We start from the raw sequence: 14,015 nt of genomic DNA, 5'->3' as shown, positions 1-14,015 counted from the left end.
GCCGCGGACCGGGCACCGCGGCTACCCTCGACGGGGGCGCGCCGCCGCGCGCCCCACCCTGTCCGCGCACCACCGAAGAGGGCTCATGGACCGCATCGACGAACCGGCGGCGCCCGCCGCCCCCGGCACGGCGCCGCCCGCCGCCACGGGGGCCGTGATCGGCGCCGACGGCCTGGCCCGGCCGCCGTGGGCCGCCACCGACCCGCTGCTGCGCGACTACTACGACACCGAGTGGGGGATGCCGGTCCGCGACGAGCAGGGCCTCTACGAGCGCATCAGCCTGGAGGCGTTCCAGGCCGGGCTGTCATGGGCGACCATCCTGCGCAAGCGGCCGGCGTTCCGGGCCGCGTTCGACGGCTTCGACCCCGACACCGTGGCCCGCTACACCGAGGACGACGTCGCGCGCCTCATGGGCGACTCGGGGATCGTCCGCAACGACCGCAAGGTCCGCGCCGCCATCACCAACGCGCGGGCCGTCATCGCGCTGCGCGCCGAGGGCGGGCTGGCCGACTTCGTCTGGTCGTTCGCTCCGGCGGCAACGCCTGAGCCGCGCACCGTCGAGGAGGTCCCCACCCGGTCCGCGGAATCGGCGGCGCTGTCCAAGGCGCTGCGCGGCAAGGGGTTCGCGTTCGTGGGGCCCACCACGATGTTCGCCCTCATGGAGGCTATCGGCATGGTCGACACCCACCTGGTCGGCAGCCACCGCCGGGGCACGTCCGGCGTGTGGGCCGCGGGCTGACCCGGCACCGGGCGCGTACCTCACCTCTCAGGTCAGTACACCTAGGCTGCGGGGGCGGCGAGCCAGGCCGCCGCCGCGCCGCGCAGCCGCGCCTTGGTCGGCTCGGGGGCGAACGAGGCGTCGATGCCCGCCCGCGCCAACCCGGCGAGTTCGGCGTCGGTGGCGCCGAACACCTCGCGCACCCGGGTGAACTCCCCGGTCAGCGTGGTGCCGGTGACCGAGGGGACGTCGGTGTTCAGGGTCACCGCCAGGCCGGCGGCGCGCAGCGCCGGCAGCGGGTGCGCGGCGAAGGAGTCGGCCAGGCCGAGGGCGACGTTGGACGACGGGCACACCTCCAGCGGGATCGCGCGGTCCCGCACCTCCGCGACCAGCCCGGGGTCGTCCAGCACGCGGATGCCGTGGCCGAGGCGCTCCGCCCGGCCGATGCCGATCGCCTCGCGGATGCTCGCGGCCCCGCTGCTCTCACCGGCGTGGTGCACCAGGTGCACCCCCGCGTCCGCAGCGGCGGCGATGACCTCGGCGAACGGGGCGAGCGGATGGGCCTCGTCCCCCGCCATGCCGATGGCGACCACGCCGTCGGCCGCGAACCTGCGCGCCAGGCCGAGCGTCGCCCAGGCGCGCTCGACCGACCGCCGCCGGGAGTGGTCGAGGATCACCCCGCACTCGATGCCGTGCTCGGCCTGTCCCGCGGCGAGGCCGTCGAGCACCGCGGCAAGGGGCATCTCCGGCCGGCCGAGCCGTTCGCCGTGCGAGGCCGCCGTGAAGGTCACCTCGGCGTAGCGGGTGCCGCGGGCCGCCTCGTCCGCGCAGAACTCCGCCGCGACCCGGGCGAAGTCCTCCGGGCGCCGCAGGCAGTCGCGGACGAGGGTGCCGTGGTCGGCGAACTGGCGGAAGCCGGCGAACGGCCGCTCGCCGGAGGGCGGGTCGGGCACCGCCACGCCGTTCGCCGCGCCGATCTCCCTGAGCGTCTCCGGGCGCACTGTGCTCTCCAGGTGGACGTGCAGGTGGGCCTTTGGCAGGGCATCGAGGTCGCGCATGGCCGCGAGCCTAACGACGCGCCATGCCCGGGCGCCTCGGGTTTTCTCCGCCGGTTCCCGCGGCGCCCGGCGGGTCCCGGTCCGGCGCGCCGGACCGGGACCCGGTGTCACCGGAAGTCGTCGGCGTGCTCAACGGCCCACTGTGCGAAGCCGAGCGCGGGGCGCCCGGTGACCGCTTCGACGTCCGGCGACACCCAGCCCATGTCCGGCGTGTCCTCGCCCATCTCCAGGAACCACTCGATGACCTCCGGCGGGTAGGTGTCGGCCCAGTGCTCCCGCGCCTGCTCGGCGGTCAGTTCGATGTACTCGACGGGCTTCCCGAGGGCGTCGCCGATCATCCGCACGGCGTCGCGGCGCCGCACCGGCTCGGGGCCGGTGGGCTGGTACGCCTTCCCCGCGTGCCCGTCCTCCAGCAGTGCCGCCATGGCGACCGCCGCGATGTCGGCCTCGTGGACCAGCGCGGTGTTCCAGTCGCCGAAGGGCGCCCGGACGACGCCCTCCGCCGCGATCGACCCCGCCCATTCCAGCGTGTTCGCCATGAACTCGCCGGGCCACACGTGGGTCCACTCCAGCCCCGACGCCTCGATGGCGCGGTGCAGCGCGCGGTGGTCGGCCTCCATCGGATCGTCGTCGTCCCTGCTCGTGTCGTTGTGGCCGAGGTGGGTGATGCGGCGCACGCCGGCCTGCTCCGCCAGCTCCAGGATCCGCCCGCCGGTCATCAGCGCGCCGTACCCGTCCTGCGCGACCAGGTGCATCCGCTCGACGCCGCGGAAGGCCGGGACCAGGGTCCCGGGTGAGCCGAAGTCCCCCTGGACCACCTCGACCTCTTTCGGCAGCCGCGCCGCGGCTGGGGACGCGGGGTCGCGGGTCAGCGCGCGGACCTCGTGGCCGGCCTCGACGAGCCGCCGGACCAGGACGCCGCCGACCGTTCCGGTGGCACCGGTGACCAGGATCGGCATCGTTGCTCCTTTCCGCCCTGCTCAGGGGGATCGATCGCCCGCCGGGAAACCGGCGGGCGGTATCCGGGCATGACGAAGAGACCCGGAATCGGGTCGTTCGGCCGCGGACGATTCATCCTTGGCGATCGGAGGCGGCCCGGTCAAACGCGAATGCGATGTTCACGTTTTTCTGACCTGCGAAAACACGCCGGACAACGCTTCGGCACAGGGGCCGTGGAAAAGAACTCGCCGACCGAATTCCGCCCGCTCACCGGGAGATCCGCCGACCGCGCGGAGATCACCGCGGAAACCCCCGGATGTGCGTCGCCGGGGCCCTGGGCGTGTTCCGCTGCGGCCGGGACCCCGCGCGGCAGGGGTACGGCGCCCCGCCGCGGCACGGCGACGTGGTGTGACAACGCTAACGATCTTGAATCCCCCACCGCGGCCGCCTGCGTGTTACGTTGGTGATCGTCTGCTCTGATACGAGGGTGCGGCCCGCACTGCGAAGCGCGGGCCCGGTCCTCATGGCGCGGCCCCAGGCCGCCGCCATCCGAGCAAGAGTCGGCACCACACCACGGTCAGGCATTCCGGCCGCCGCTCTTCGGCAGGCGCCGACCGTACCGATGCCGTTACGCGGTTGAATCCCGTTCGCGCTTCGCATTCTCCGGTTCGTTCTTGTGACTCCGTTCGCGGCTTCGTGCCGCCCGGGCTTCCTCGCAACGTGCCCTGTCGAGGAAGGTTCCGTATGAACCGCCCCACCCGTTCCACCGGACGCCCCGCCCGCCAAGGCCAGGGCCAGGGGGGCCGCGGCGGCGACCGCCCGCGTCCCCGCTCCCGCCCCGCGGGCCGCCCCGGCGCCCAGGCCCCCACCGGCGAGTTCGCGCTCCCGGTCAGCACGACCCCCGCACTGCCCCCCGTCGAGACCTTCGCCGGGATGGACCTGCCGGCCCCGGTGCTGTCGACCCTCACCCGCAACGGTGTGACCGAGCCGTTCCCGATCCAGGCGGCGACCCTGCCCAACGCGCTGGCCGGCCGGGACGTCCTGGGCCGCGGCCGCACCGGGTCGGGCAAGACCCTCGCCTTCGGCCTGGCCCTGCTCGCCCGTATCACCGGGCAGCGCGCCGAGTCGCGCCAGCCGCTGGCGCTGGTCCTCGTGCCGACCCGCGAGCTGGCCCAGCAGGTCACCGACGCCCTCACCCCCTACGCCCACTCGACCCGGCTGCGCATGGCCACGGTCGTCGGCGGCATGTCCATCGGCCGGCAGGCCGGGGCGCTGCGCAGCGGCGCCGAGGTGGTCGTCGCGACCCCGGGACGGCTCAAGGACCTCATCGAGCGCGGCGACTGCCGCCTCGACCAGGTCGGCATCACCGTCCTCGACGAAGCCGACCAGATGGCCGACATGGGCTTCATGCCGCAGGTCACCGCCCTGCTCCAGCAGGTGCGCCCCGAGGGGCAGCGGATGCTGTTCTCCGCCACCCTGGACCGCAACGTCGACAAGCTGGTGCGCCGGTTCCTGTCCGACCCGGTGGTCCACTCGGTCGACCCGTCGGCGGGGGCCGTCACCACGATGGAGCACCACGTGCTGCACGTCTCCGACGCCGACAAGCGCACCGCTGCCACGCACATCGCGGCCCGCGACGGCCAGGTGCTCATGTTCATGGACACCAAGCACGCCGTCGACCGGATGACCCGGCACCTGCTGTCCAACGGGGTGCGCGCCGCCGCACTGCACGGCGGCAAGTCCCAGCCGCAGCGCAACCGCACCCTGGAGCAGTTCAAGAGCGGGCACGCCACCGCGCTGGTCGCGACCAACGTCGCCGCGCGCGGCATCCACGTCGAGGGCCTCGACCTCGTCGTGAACATCGACCCGCCCACCGACCACAAGGACTACCTGCACCGCGGCGGCCGCACCGCCCGCGCGGGCGAGTCCGGCAGCGTCGTCACCCTGGTGCTGCCGAACCAGCGCCGCGACATGTCGCGGCTGATGGCGGCCGCGAAGATCACCGCGCAGTCGGCCCACGTGCAGCCGGGCGACGACGAGCTGACCCGGGTCACCGGCGCCAGGACCCCGTCCGGTGTCCCGGTGACCATCGCGGCTCCGACCCCGGCGGCCGACCAGCGCCAGCGCGGCCCCGCGGCGAACCGCGGCCGGCGCGGCCAGTCCCAGTCGCGCCGCGGCCCCGCCCGGCGCTCCGGGCCGGCCGGCTCGTCGGCGCAGCGCAGCGCCCGGTAGCACCGCGCCCGTACCGCAGTCCGGCCCCGGCCCGCCCCGTTTCGGGGCGGGCCGGGGCCGTTCTCGTCCGGTCGCCGGTTCAGGGTTCGAGCGTGCGGGAGACCGTCACGGTGTCGCTCGGCAGCGCACCCGTCGACGGCATCACGGCCAGCCCGGGCGGCCGCGGCCGGTAGCCCGGCAGGTCCGCCATTCCGAGCGTGGTCTCGGAGACGCCGATCCGCGGCGCGCGGTCGCCCTCGACCGCCACGGTGAACCGCAGGTCGCCCTTTCGCGGCGCGTAGAACTGCACCGACCAGGCCCACGGCCCGTCGGCCGCCCGGGCCTCGGCCGGGTCGACCCGGGGCAGTCGCTGGCCGGGCAGGCCCGCGACCGCGACCGCCGCCGAGCGCACCGGCACCGAGGAGTACAGGCCGACCTGGTGGGCGCCGCGCTGGGGGCGCACGCGCACGGTGACGGTCGTCCGGCCCCCGCTCTCGGCGGTGTCGAGCACCTCGGCCTGCGGCGCGGCGAGGTCGGCGGCCGGTGCGGCTCCGGTCCGCTGTACCGCCTCGCCCACGGGGATCGGCAGTCCGGCGGTCTCGGGCCCGGCGGGGTCCGGGGCGAGCCGGCCGGCCCACGGGTGGGGCCGCTCGTTGGCACTCGCCCAGAAGGCGGTGCCGGTGTCGGCGTCCAGCAGGTAGGCCAGGTGCGCGAGCCGTGGGTGCGCCGCGTCGAACCGGTCAACGGCGAGGCCGCCCGCCGCCAGTGCCGCCGCGAGGACCGCGCAGGTGACCGGGGCGAGGCCGGTCCGCAGCCGCGAGCCGGGAGCGGGGGTCGCCACCGACAGCACGGGGAGCAGGGCGAGCCCGGCGAGCATCAGGACCACGGCGGCCGGGGGCGCCAGGCTGATCCCCGCCATGGAGAGCAGGGTGCGGCCGGGCAGGGCGGGCAGCAGGACACCGGCGAGTGCGCCGACGGTGAGCACGGCGACGGCGGCCGGCGGCCGCCGGTCCCGGAGGGCCAGTGCCGCCGCACCGGCCCCGGCGCCGATCAGCGCGGGCAGCGCGAACAGGTAGGAGCCCGACGGCAGGGCCCACGCCAGCAGCAGGCCGAGCGCGGCGGCCCACGCCAGCGCGCCGACGGTCAGCGCCACCGCCCCGACCCAGCGGCGCAGCAGCACGAACCAGGCCCACAGGACGCCGAGCAGGCCGACGCCGAGGGCGCAGCGGTAGAGCAGCGGCCGGTAGGTGTCGGTCACCAGGTCGGCGTACGCCGGCCGCAGGAGCAGCAGCGCCTCCCACAGGCCGATCGCCAGCCCGGCCGCCGCCACGAGCGGCAGCGCGACCGCCGCGACGGCGGCGAGCAGCCGCGGCACACTGGCGAGGCGGCGGACGCGCACCAGCGCGGCCAGGCCCGCGACAGCGAGCGCGCCCGCGGCGGCGAGCGGCCACACCAGGGCGTTGGGGTAGTGGACCATGGTGCCGAACAGGGTGAAGAAGGTCGCGTCGGCGCCGGGGCGCAGGGCGGCGAGGTCGGCGTCCGCTGCGGCGCGGGTGAGCGACAGCCCGTTCGCGCCGTGCATTTGCAGGCTGGGCCGGTTGAACGCCTCGACGGTGTCGCCCGGGTGGTGGTAGTACACGCGGCCGTCGACGAATCCGGTGTCGACCCCGGTGAACCCGTTCTCGCTCATGGTCGTGCGGTCGGAGTTGAACCCGCCGATCGGCGCGTCGCGGAACGCGGTGAGCAGTGCGGACTCGCCCGCGGGGTGAGGCGTCGCCGCGGCGAGGAGGCCGGTGACCGGCCCGTTGCCGTCCGAGGTGTTGTAGACGTGCGAGGCGCCCGCGTTGCCGGGCCCCTCCAGGTTGACCATGAACCCGCCGCCCTCGGCGTCCGGGTGGTGCGCGGCGAACGCCTCCGCGCCGATGAGCCCCGGCTCCTCCCCGTCGGTGAGGAGCAGCACGATGTCGTTGCGCGGCGCGGGGCCGCCGGTGATGGCGCGGGCGATCTCCAGGATGGCGGCGACCGACGCCTTGTCGTCGCTCGCGCCGGGGGTCGTGGACGTGGAGTCGTAGTGCGCGGCGAGCAGGACGGTGCCCGTGGAGTCGGTGCCGGGGATGGTGGCGGTGATGTTGTCGGCGATGCCGGCCGTGATCCCGCTGCCGAAGGCGCGGGCGCCGATGCCGGTCTGCACCTCGGCGTCGAGTCCGAGTCCGCGCAGCTCGCCGACCAGGTAGTCGCGGACCTCGGCGTTGCCGGGGCTGCCGATGGGCGTGGGGCCGCCCCCGGCGATGCGCTCCAGGTGCGGCCAGGCGCGGTCGGCGCTGAACTCCCGCTCCGGGGCGTCGGCGGGCCGGGCCGCGGGCGGCGCCTCGCTCGCGATCGCCGCGGCGAGTGCGAGGGCGAGGAGGGCCAGCGCGATCAGGCCGGCCGCGACGCGGCGGGCGCCGCTCAGGCCGGGCGCCGCGATCCATTCGGCGCGCCATGGCGGCGGCGGGCGGTCGGACGCGGTGCGGTGGGCGGTGGGTTCGGTGGACATCGGGGAGCCTCTCTGCGGTGGGCGACCGGCGCGCCTGGTAATGCACAATCTAGTGTGCACAACAAATTGTGCAAGCCCTATTGTGCACAGTTCTCCCGAAGTGGTGCCTGCACCACCTGGTGAGGAGTAGTTGCCTACCTATCTGTGCACAGATAGCGTGCCGTCATGGCGAAGAACCCGGGGAAGCGCACGGTCGGCGACATCGCGGCCCTCAAGGCGCTCGCGCACCCGCGGCGCCAGCGGATCCTCGAACAGCTCAGCAGCGCGGGCCCCGCCACCTCGGCGTCGCTCGCCCGCCACCTCGACCTCAACACCGGGGCCACCAGCTACCACCTGCGCGAACTGGCCCGGCACGGCTTCGTCGAGGAGGTCCCCGACCGCGCGCACGGGCGCGAGCGCTGGTGGCGGGCGTCATCCGCCGACCTGCGCTTCCCCCTGCGCAGCGAGCAGGACCCCGAGACCCGCAAGGTCCTCGACAAGCTCGGCCGCCGCGCCTACGCGCAGGACATGCGCGACTTCATCGCGGCGCAGGCCGACATGGCGCCGGACGACCCGTGGAGCGACGCGTTCCCGTTCTCGCGCGGCACCATCCGCGTCACACCCGAGCAGCTCCACGCGTTCTTCGAGGACTACATCGCACTGCTCGGCCGCTACTGGTCCGACCCCGCGGACGCCGACCCCGAGAGCCGGCTCATGCACACCCGGTTCCTGGCCTACCCCGACCCCGGCTCCCCCGGCGCGGGCGAGTGACCCCGCCCGCCGTCCGCCCGCGGACCGTCAGCCGGGGCCGCGCCGCTGCCGCCGGGCCGGCATCCGCGGCGACCACCCCGCCAGCACGGGGATGGTCCACCCGCGCCACCGGGCGATCAGCACCAGGCCGCCGCCGACCAGCAGGGCCACGAGGGTGCCGGTGGTCGTGTGGCCGAGCCGCGCCATGACGGCGACCGTCCCGGCGGCCAGCACCGCCGAGGTCGCATAGAGCGGGCCGCCCGCGAAGACCTGCGGCGTGCGCTGGAGCAGGACGTCGCGGATGACCCCGCCGCCGATGACCGTCAGGGTGCCCAACATGACGGCGGCCGGCCAGGACATCCCCGCGGAGAGCGCACGCTCGGCGCCCGCCGCCGCCCAGCAGCCCACGGCGAGGGCGTCCAGGCAGGCGAGGGTCCCCGTCCACCACACCCGGTCGTCGACCCGGACCAGGCCCGCCACCAGCGCGGCGAGGATCGCGGTGGGCAGGTAGGCGTAGTCGGTCAGCGCCACCGGCGGCCCCTGCTGGAGGAGTGTGTCGCGCAGCATGCCGCCGCCGAGGCCCGCGACGACCCCCAGTGCCAGCAGCCCGAACAGGTCGTTGCCGAGGGCCCGCGCCATGGCGGCCGACGTCGCCGCGTTCGCCGCCACCCCCGCCAGGTCGAGGACGCGCGTGACCTCCGACAGCGCCGTCGCGGTGACCAGGTCGTCCACTGCGTTCCCACCCCCGTTCGTCGGCGCGCGGGCGCCGTCAGGCCACGGCCCCCGCCAGCGCCACGGTCACCGGGCCCATCAGCGGCAGCAGGATGTTGGAGATGGCGTAGGTGATCGTGTAGGAGATCATCGGCACGGAGTTGCCGGCCGTGGACAGGATCTGGCTGATCGCCGGGGTGCTGCACTGCTGCCCCGCGACGGCGCCGACGAGCAGCGGCGGTTCGATCTTGAGCAGGTAGCGCCCGATCAGCAGGGACGCCATAGCCGGGATCAGCGTGGTCAGGACCGCCGCGATGGGCAGCACCACGCCGTACTTGGCGAGCAGGTCCAGCGCCTGCGGCCCGGCCGAGAGGCCGACGGCGGCGATGAAGGTGGTCAGCCCGAAGTCCTTCATCACCGAGGCCGCGGCCGGGTGCAGCGAGCCGAACGTCGGCCGCTTCGCGCGCAGGTACCCGAAGACCAGCCCGGAGAGCAGCGCGCCGCCGCCGGTGCCGAGCGTCAGGTCGGCGCTGCCCACCGGGATGCTGATCTGGCCGATGAGGATGCCGATGACGAGGCCGATTCCGAGGTAGACGTAGTCGGTCTTCTCGGGCGCCGCCATCGGGTACCCGAGGATGTGCTCGACCTCCCGCACGTCGCTCGGCGCGCCGTAGACGGTCACCACGTCGCCGGTCTGCAACCGCGTGTTGCCCAGGGCCGGGATCTCCCGTTCGGTGCGGGTGATGCGCTGCACGAACACCGACTGCCGCAGCTCCGGGTCGAGGATGTCGGTGATGCGGGCCAGTGTCAGGTTGTTGATGTTGCGGTGGGTGAGGACGATGTCGCGGCTCTCCAGCACCACCTCGGGGCCTGGTTCGTCGGCCTGCTCCGGGCCGATGACGTCCTCGGCGCCGACCACGGCATGGCGGCGGCCCACGAGGAGCGCGATGTCGCCCGCCGCCAACCGCAGGTCGAAATGGCCCTTCAGGGTCTGGTCGCCGCGGCGGACCTGCTCGATCGTCGCCCGGCCCGGGAGCGCCTTCTCGACCTCGTCGACGGTCCGCCCCGCTGCCGCGGTGACCCGGTGGACGCGCCCGACGAGGTCGGGCAGCGCCGGGCTCTGCCCGGGTTCGATCGCCGGGCCGCCGCCGCTGAGCTGCTGCCACAGCTTCGCCGACTCCGCGCGCAGGTCGAACCGCATGAGCAGTGGCGCGATCTGGCTGGTGAGCAGCACGATGGTGATCAGGCCGCACAGGTAACTGATGGTGTAGGCGGTGGCGACGTTCGCCTGGAGCGTCCGCTGCTCGGCGGCGGAGACGTCCAGGCGGCCGATGGCCTCCGACGATGTGCCCAGCGCGGCCGATTCGGTGGCGCCGCCCGCCATGAGCCCGGCCGCGGTCCCCTGGTCCAGCTTCATCAGCGCGGTGAAGGACAGCACCACGGCGAGGACCGCGACGATCTCGATGATCGGGAACCCCAGGTAGCGCAGCCCCTTGCGGTTGAGGTTCGCGAAGAACTGCGGCCCGCTGCTGAACCCGAGCGCGAAGATGAACAGCGCGAAGGCGAGGTTCTTCACCCCGTCGCTCAGCACGGCGCCGGTGAAGTACCCGAGGACCAGCGCGGTGATGAGCGTGCCGCAGATCCCGCCCAGCCGGATGGGCCCGAACGGGATCTTGCCGACGGCGTAGCCCACCGCCAGCGACGCGAAGAGCGCGACCTCCGGCGTCCCCTTGAACAGCTCGATCAGCCATCCGCCCATGGCGGCCCCCTTGGCGTCGAAGTGGCGTGCGGCCGGTCAGGCCCTGCCGCGCTCGTCGGTGAACCGGGCGTAGTAGTACTCGCCGATCTCGTGCAGGTCGCGGCCGATCTGCTCGTACGCCTCGTGCGTCAGGTTCGCCATGGACACCCGCACCGACCATTCGGGGCCGTCGAACCCGCCGCCGTTGAGCAGCACCACGGAGTCGTTCTGGGCGAGGCGGAAGATCGGGTCGACGGGCTCGTAGTTCGCCCGCATCCACGCGGCGAACTCGGCGCCGCGGGTCCGCTCGGCCCAGCTCAGCAGGTCGAGTTCGACGTAGTAGCCGGCCTGGAGCGCGTTGTGCGGCGGGTGCACCCCCGCGCCTTCGGCCAGTGCGGCGAGGCGGCGGTGGATGACCTCCTTGGCGATGTCCTGGTACTCGCCCGCGGCGTAGGTCAGGTCGAACAGGGCGAACAGCGCCATCTGCACCTGCTGCGGCGTCGAGAGCCCCGCCGTGTGGTTGAGGGCGACCGAGCGGCTGTCGGCGACCATGCGGTCGATGAAGGCGAGACCGGCGGGGTCGAGCGAGATGGACGAGTAGCGCTTGTGCAGCGCCTCGGTGGCGGTTGCGCCGAGGCGGGCGATCTGCTCGTCGATCACGTTGTCGGGGTGCAGCGCGATGGCGCCCAGCCGCCACCCCGTCGCCCCGAAGTACTTGGAGAACGAGTAGACGCCGATGGTGTTGCGCGGCGCCGCCGCCAGGATCGAGGTGAACCCGTCGACGAAGGTGCCGTACACGTCGTCGGTGACGATGACGAGGTCGCGGTTGCGCGTCTCGACGATCTCGCGGATGCGGTCGAGTGTGCGCGGGGACAGCATGACCGACGGTGGGTTGCTCGGGTTGACCAGGCACAGCAGGCGGATGGCCGGGTCGGCGAGGCGGTCGATCTCGGCGTCGTCGTACTGCCAGGTGTGGAAGCCCTGGTCGGTGTCCCGCGAGGCGGCGATGTGCGTGACGTCGAAGGAGTACCGCTCCAACTCGGGGATCTCCAGGTACGGGGTGAAGATCGGTGTCATCAGGGCGATCCGGTCGCCCTTGTTCAGCACCCCGTTCACCTGCAAGGAGTCGAAGATGTAGCACATGGCGGCGGTGCCGCCCTCGGTCGCGAACAGCTCGTAGGGGCGGTCGGGGGTCCGCCCGTCGCACAGCACCTTCATCAGGTACTCGTGGACGACGCCCGCGACGTTCGGCAGGATCCTGTCGGGGACCGGGTAGTTGTCGCCGATGATGCCGTCCACGAACTCGTGGACGAACGCGTCGGCGCCGTCGCCGGCCACCCGGTTCAGCATCCTGCGCAGTAGGTCGGCGCCCTCCTCCCCTGCGTTCTGGTCCACGAAGAGGCTCAGCCGCTCGGCGATGCCGTCCGCGCGCGGCATGCCGCCCACGGCCGGCCACTCGTCCCAGTCGCGCTTGGTCTCGCGCACGGCGAAGCGGCCGAGCAGGAAGAACGCGTCGCGGGGCGGGGTCGCGGTCCAGTTCGGGTTGCCGCGCCCGGCATTGAGCATGGCGTGCGCGTCCTTCTGCTTGTGCTCGCCCGCCAGCGCGATCAGGCTGCCCTTGAGTTCGAACGGGCTGAGCGATTCGAGCCGACGCTGCTCTTCGCGGCTGGTCTCCAGGTCGGTCATCGGTCTCCTCCGGGCTCGACACCACCAGAAATGTAACGGAGCAATTACCCGAAGTTACCGACGACACACTGCTCGTGCGGGGCCGCGTACCCCGCACGCCTCCCGGGCGCGCGCCGCGGCGCCGGGTCGGCGAGGATGGGGCACGGGGGCGACACCCCCCGCCGACCGACCGGCACCGGCCCTGCGAAGGAGCGCATGTGACCACGCTCGGAACCCGCCCCGCTGCCGGGGCCGCCGCCACCGGGCGGGCGACCGCCGCGGCCGCCGCGCGGCGCCGCACCGGCGGCACGGCCCGGTGCGGCGGATGAGCACTGGTCCCACCGGCCCCCTGTACCTCGGCGTGGACCTGGGGACTAGCTCGGTCAAGGCGGCGCTCCTGGACAGCGGCGGCGAACTGCACGGCGTGTCCGCCGCGGCGTACACACTGAGCAGCCCCGACCCGTCCTGGGCCGAGATCGACCCCCGGCTGTGGTGGGACGCCGCCGCACGGGCGGTCCGCGCCTGCACGGCCAGACGGGCCGACCGCGTCGCGGCGGTCGGCCTGTCCGGGCAGATGCACGGGGTCGTACTCAGCGACGCCGACGGCGCGGCGGTCCGCCCGGCGATCCTGTGGCCGGACGGCCGCGCCGCCGACCGGCTCGACCGCTTCACCGCGCTGCCCGGCGACGCGCGCGCCCGCCTCGCAAACCCCCCGATGCCGGGCGCCGCGGGGCCCATGCTGGTGTGGCTGGCCGACCACGAGGCGGCGGCACTGGCGCGCGCCCGCTGGGCGTTGCAGCCCAAGGACTGGCTGCGGCTGCGGTTGACCGGGCGGGCCGCGACCGAGCCGAGCGACGCCAGCGGCACCCTCCTGTACGACCTGGCGGCCGACGACTGGGCCTACGACGTCGCCGCCCGCCTCGGGCTCCGGGGCGACCTCCTCGCCCCGGTGCTGCCCTCGGCCCGGTCGGCGGGCGGCCTCACCCGCGAGGCCGCCGACGCGCTCGGCCTGCGGCCGGGCACCCCGGTCGCCGCGGGGGCCGCCGACACCGCGGCCGCCGCACTGGGCGCGGCGCTGCGGCCCGGGGACGTCCAGCTCACCATCGGCACCGGCGCCCAGGTCGTCGCGCTGGCGGACCGGATCGGCCCCGCGCCGGACCCGCGAACCAACGTGTTCCGCACCGCCGCCCCGCAGGGGTACTACCGGCTCTCGGCGATCGCCAACGCCGGTCTCGCCCTGGAATGGGCGGTGCGGGTGTTCGGGGCGACCTGGGACGAGCTCTACGCCGCCGCCGAGGGCGACGGGGCGGGGGCGCCGGTCTTCGTCCCGCACCTCGCACCGGAGCGCGGCGCGGGCCTCGCCGCGGGCGCCTTCACCGGGTTGAAGGCCGGACACGACCGCGCCGACCTGCTGCACGCGGTCCTGCGCGGGGTGGCGGGCGGCATCGCCGACGCGGTCGCGGCCCTGGAACCGGACGGCGCCGCCCCGGTGCGGGTCGCGGGCGGCGGCGCCCGCGACCCCCGCTGGCTCGCGCTGCTCCGCCGCGTCCTGGGCCGCCGTCTCGACCCCGTGCCGGTCCACGAGGCCTCGGTCCGCGGCGCGGCCCTCCTCGCCGCGGCGAGCACCGACGCCCCGATCCCGCCGGCCTCGCGGCCCTGACCCCGGTCCGCGGTCCGTTGCGGACGCCGCGCCGCAGCCGACGCGGCGGC

At 74.7% G+C, this 14,015-nt stretch carries 10 protein-coding genes; 4 read left to right on the top strand and 6 right to left on the bottom strand.

All coding sequences use genetic code 11. The features are described 5' to 3' along the window. Positions 1-85 precede the first annotated feature (85 nt). A complete protein-coding gene (locus CLV63_RS18375; protein WP_106584376.1) occupies positions 86-739 on the top strand; it encodes a DNA-3-methyladenine glycosylase I in 654 nt (217 codons plus the stop codon). A 41-nt stretch (positions 740-780) separates the two neighbouring features. On the opposite strand, the gene add is transcribed toward CLV63_RS18375, so the two are convergent. After that, entirely contained in the window at positions 781-1,776 is a 996-nt protein-coding gene (gene add, locus CLV63_RS18370; RefSeq protein ID WP_106584375.1) for an adenosine deaminase, read from the bottom strand. A 107-nt stretch (positions 1,777-1,883) separates the two neighbouring features. Beyond that, positions 1,884-2,735, bottom strand: a complete 852-nt coding sequence (locus CLV63_RS18365) for an NmrA family NAD(P)-binding protein (protein ID WP_106584374.1) — start codon at positions 2,733-2,735, stop codon at positions 1,884-1,886. Between the two features lie 724 nt (positions 2,736-3,459). Here CLV63_RS18365 and CLV63_RS18360 point away from each other — a divergent pair. Next, a complete protein-coding gene (locus CLV63_RS18360) occupies positions 3,460-4,947 on the top strand; it encodes a DEAD/DEAH box helicase (protein WP_106584373.1) in 1,488 nt (495 codons plus the stop codon). Positions 4,948-5,026: 79 nt separating this feature from the next. Here the strand turns inward: CLV63_RS18360 and CLV63_RS18355 are convergent, their stop codons facing one another. Then, positions 5,027-7,462 (bottom strand): M28 family peptidase, encoded by a 2,436-nt coding sequence (locus CLV63_RS18355; RefSeq protein WP_106584372.1) that lies wholly within the window; start codon positions 7,460-7,462, stop codon positions 5,027-5,029. Positions 7,463-7,627: 165 nt separating this feature from the next. On the opposite strand from CLV63_RS18355, the gene CLV63_RS18350 reads away from it, so the two are divergent. Then, positions 7,628-8,212, top strand: coding sequence for an ArsR/SmtB family transcription factor (locus CLV63_RS18350; protein ID WP_106584371.1), 585 nt, complete (start codon positions 7,628-7,630; stop codon positions 8,210-8,212). A gap of 27 nt (positions 8,213-8,239) precedes the next feature. On the opposite strand, the gene CLV63_RS18345 is transcribed toward CLV63_RS18350, so the two are convergent. Genes CLV63_RS18345 through CLV63_RS18335 form a run of 3 tightly spaced genes read right to left on the bottom strand, consistent with a single transcriptional unit; the run spans position 8,240 to position 12,326 of the window. Beyond that, positions 8,240-8,923 carry a trimeric intracellular cation channel family protein gene (locus tag CLV63_RS18345; RefSeq protein ID WP_211301361.1) on the bottom strand — a complete coding sequence of 228 codons (684 nt, stop codon included), beginning with the start codon at positions 8,921-8,923 and terminating at the stop codon, positions 8,240-8,242. Positions 8,924-8,960: 37 nt separating this feature from the next. Then, positions 8,961-10,661: an aspartate-alanine antiporter gene (aspT, locus tag CLV63_RS18340; RefSeq protein ID WP_106584370.1), complete on the bottom strand. Its 1,701-nt coding sequence runs from the start codon at positions 10,659-10,661 to the stop codon at positions 8,961-8,963. A 36-nt stretch (positions 10,662-10,697) separates the two neighbouring features. Further along, positions 10,698-12,326 carry a bifunctional aspartate transaminase/aspartate 4-decarboxylase gene (locus CLV63_RS18335; protein WP_106584369.1) on the bottom strand — a complete coding sequence of 543 codons (1,629 nt, stop codon included), beginning with the start codon at positions 12,324-12,326 and terminating at the stop codon, positions 10,698-10,700. A gap of 304 nt (positions 12,327-12,630) precedes the next feature. Here CLV63_RS18335 and CLV63_RS18330 point away from each other — a divergent pair, with 304 nt between their 5' ends. After that, positions 12,631-13,965 carry an FGGY family carbohydrate kinase gene (locus tag CLV63_RS18330; RefSeq protein ID WP_106584368.1) on the top strand — a complete coding sequence of 445 codons (1,335 nt, stop codon included), beginning with the start codon at positions 12,631-12,633 and terminating at the stop codon, positions 13,963-13,965. Positions 13,966-14,015: the final 50 nt, after the last annotated feature.

Source organism: Murinocardiopsis flavida (assembly GCF_003014485.1).
Lineage (GTDB): Bacteria > Actinomycetota > Actinomycetes > Streptosporangiales > Streptosporangiaceae > Murinocardiopsis > Murinocardiopsis flavida.
This window is presented reverse-complemented; position numbering and strand designations above follow the sequence as displayed.

Excerpts from the sequence above, each read along its gene's own strand:
- CLV63_RS18375 (WP_106584376.1), top strand. The coding sequence starts at position 86 with ATGGACCGCATCGACGAACCGGCGGCGCCCGCCGCCCCCGGCACGGCG.
- add (WP_106584375.1), bottom strand. The coding sequence starts at position 1,776 with ATGCGCGACCTCGATGCCCTGCCAAAGGCCCACCTGCACGTCCACCTG.
- CLV63_RS18365 (WP_106584374.1), bottom strand. The coding sequence starts at position 2,735 with ATGCCGATCCTGGTCACCGGTGCCACCGGAACGGTCGGCGGCGTCCTG.
- CLV63_RS18360 (WP_106584373.1), top strand. The coding sequence starts at position 3,460 with ATGAACCGCCCCACCCGTTCCACCGGACGCCCCGCCCGCCAAGGCCAG.
- CLV63_RS18355 (WP_106584372.1), bottom strand. The coding sequence starts at position 7,462 with ATGTCCACCGAACCCACCGCCCACCGCACCGCGTCCGACCGCCCGCCG.
- CLV63_RS18350 (WP_106584371.1), top strand. The coding sequence starts at position 7,628 with ATGGCGAAGAACCCGGGGAAGCGCACGGTCGGCGACATCGCGGCCCTC.
- aspT (WP_106584370.1), bottom strand. The coding sequence starts at position 10,661 with ATGGGCGGATGGCTGATCGAGCTGTTCAAGGGGACGCCGGAGGTCGCG.
- CLV63_RS18335 (WP_106584369.1), bottom strand. The coding sequence starts at position 12,326 with ATGACCGACCTGGAGACCAGCCGCGAAGAGCAGCGTCGGCTCGAATCG.
- CLV63_RS18330 (WP_106584368.1), top strand. The coding sequence starts at position 12,631 with ATGAGCACTGGTCCCACCGGCCCCCTGTACCTCGGCGTGGACCTGGGG.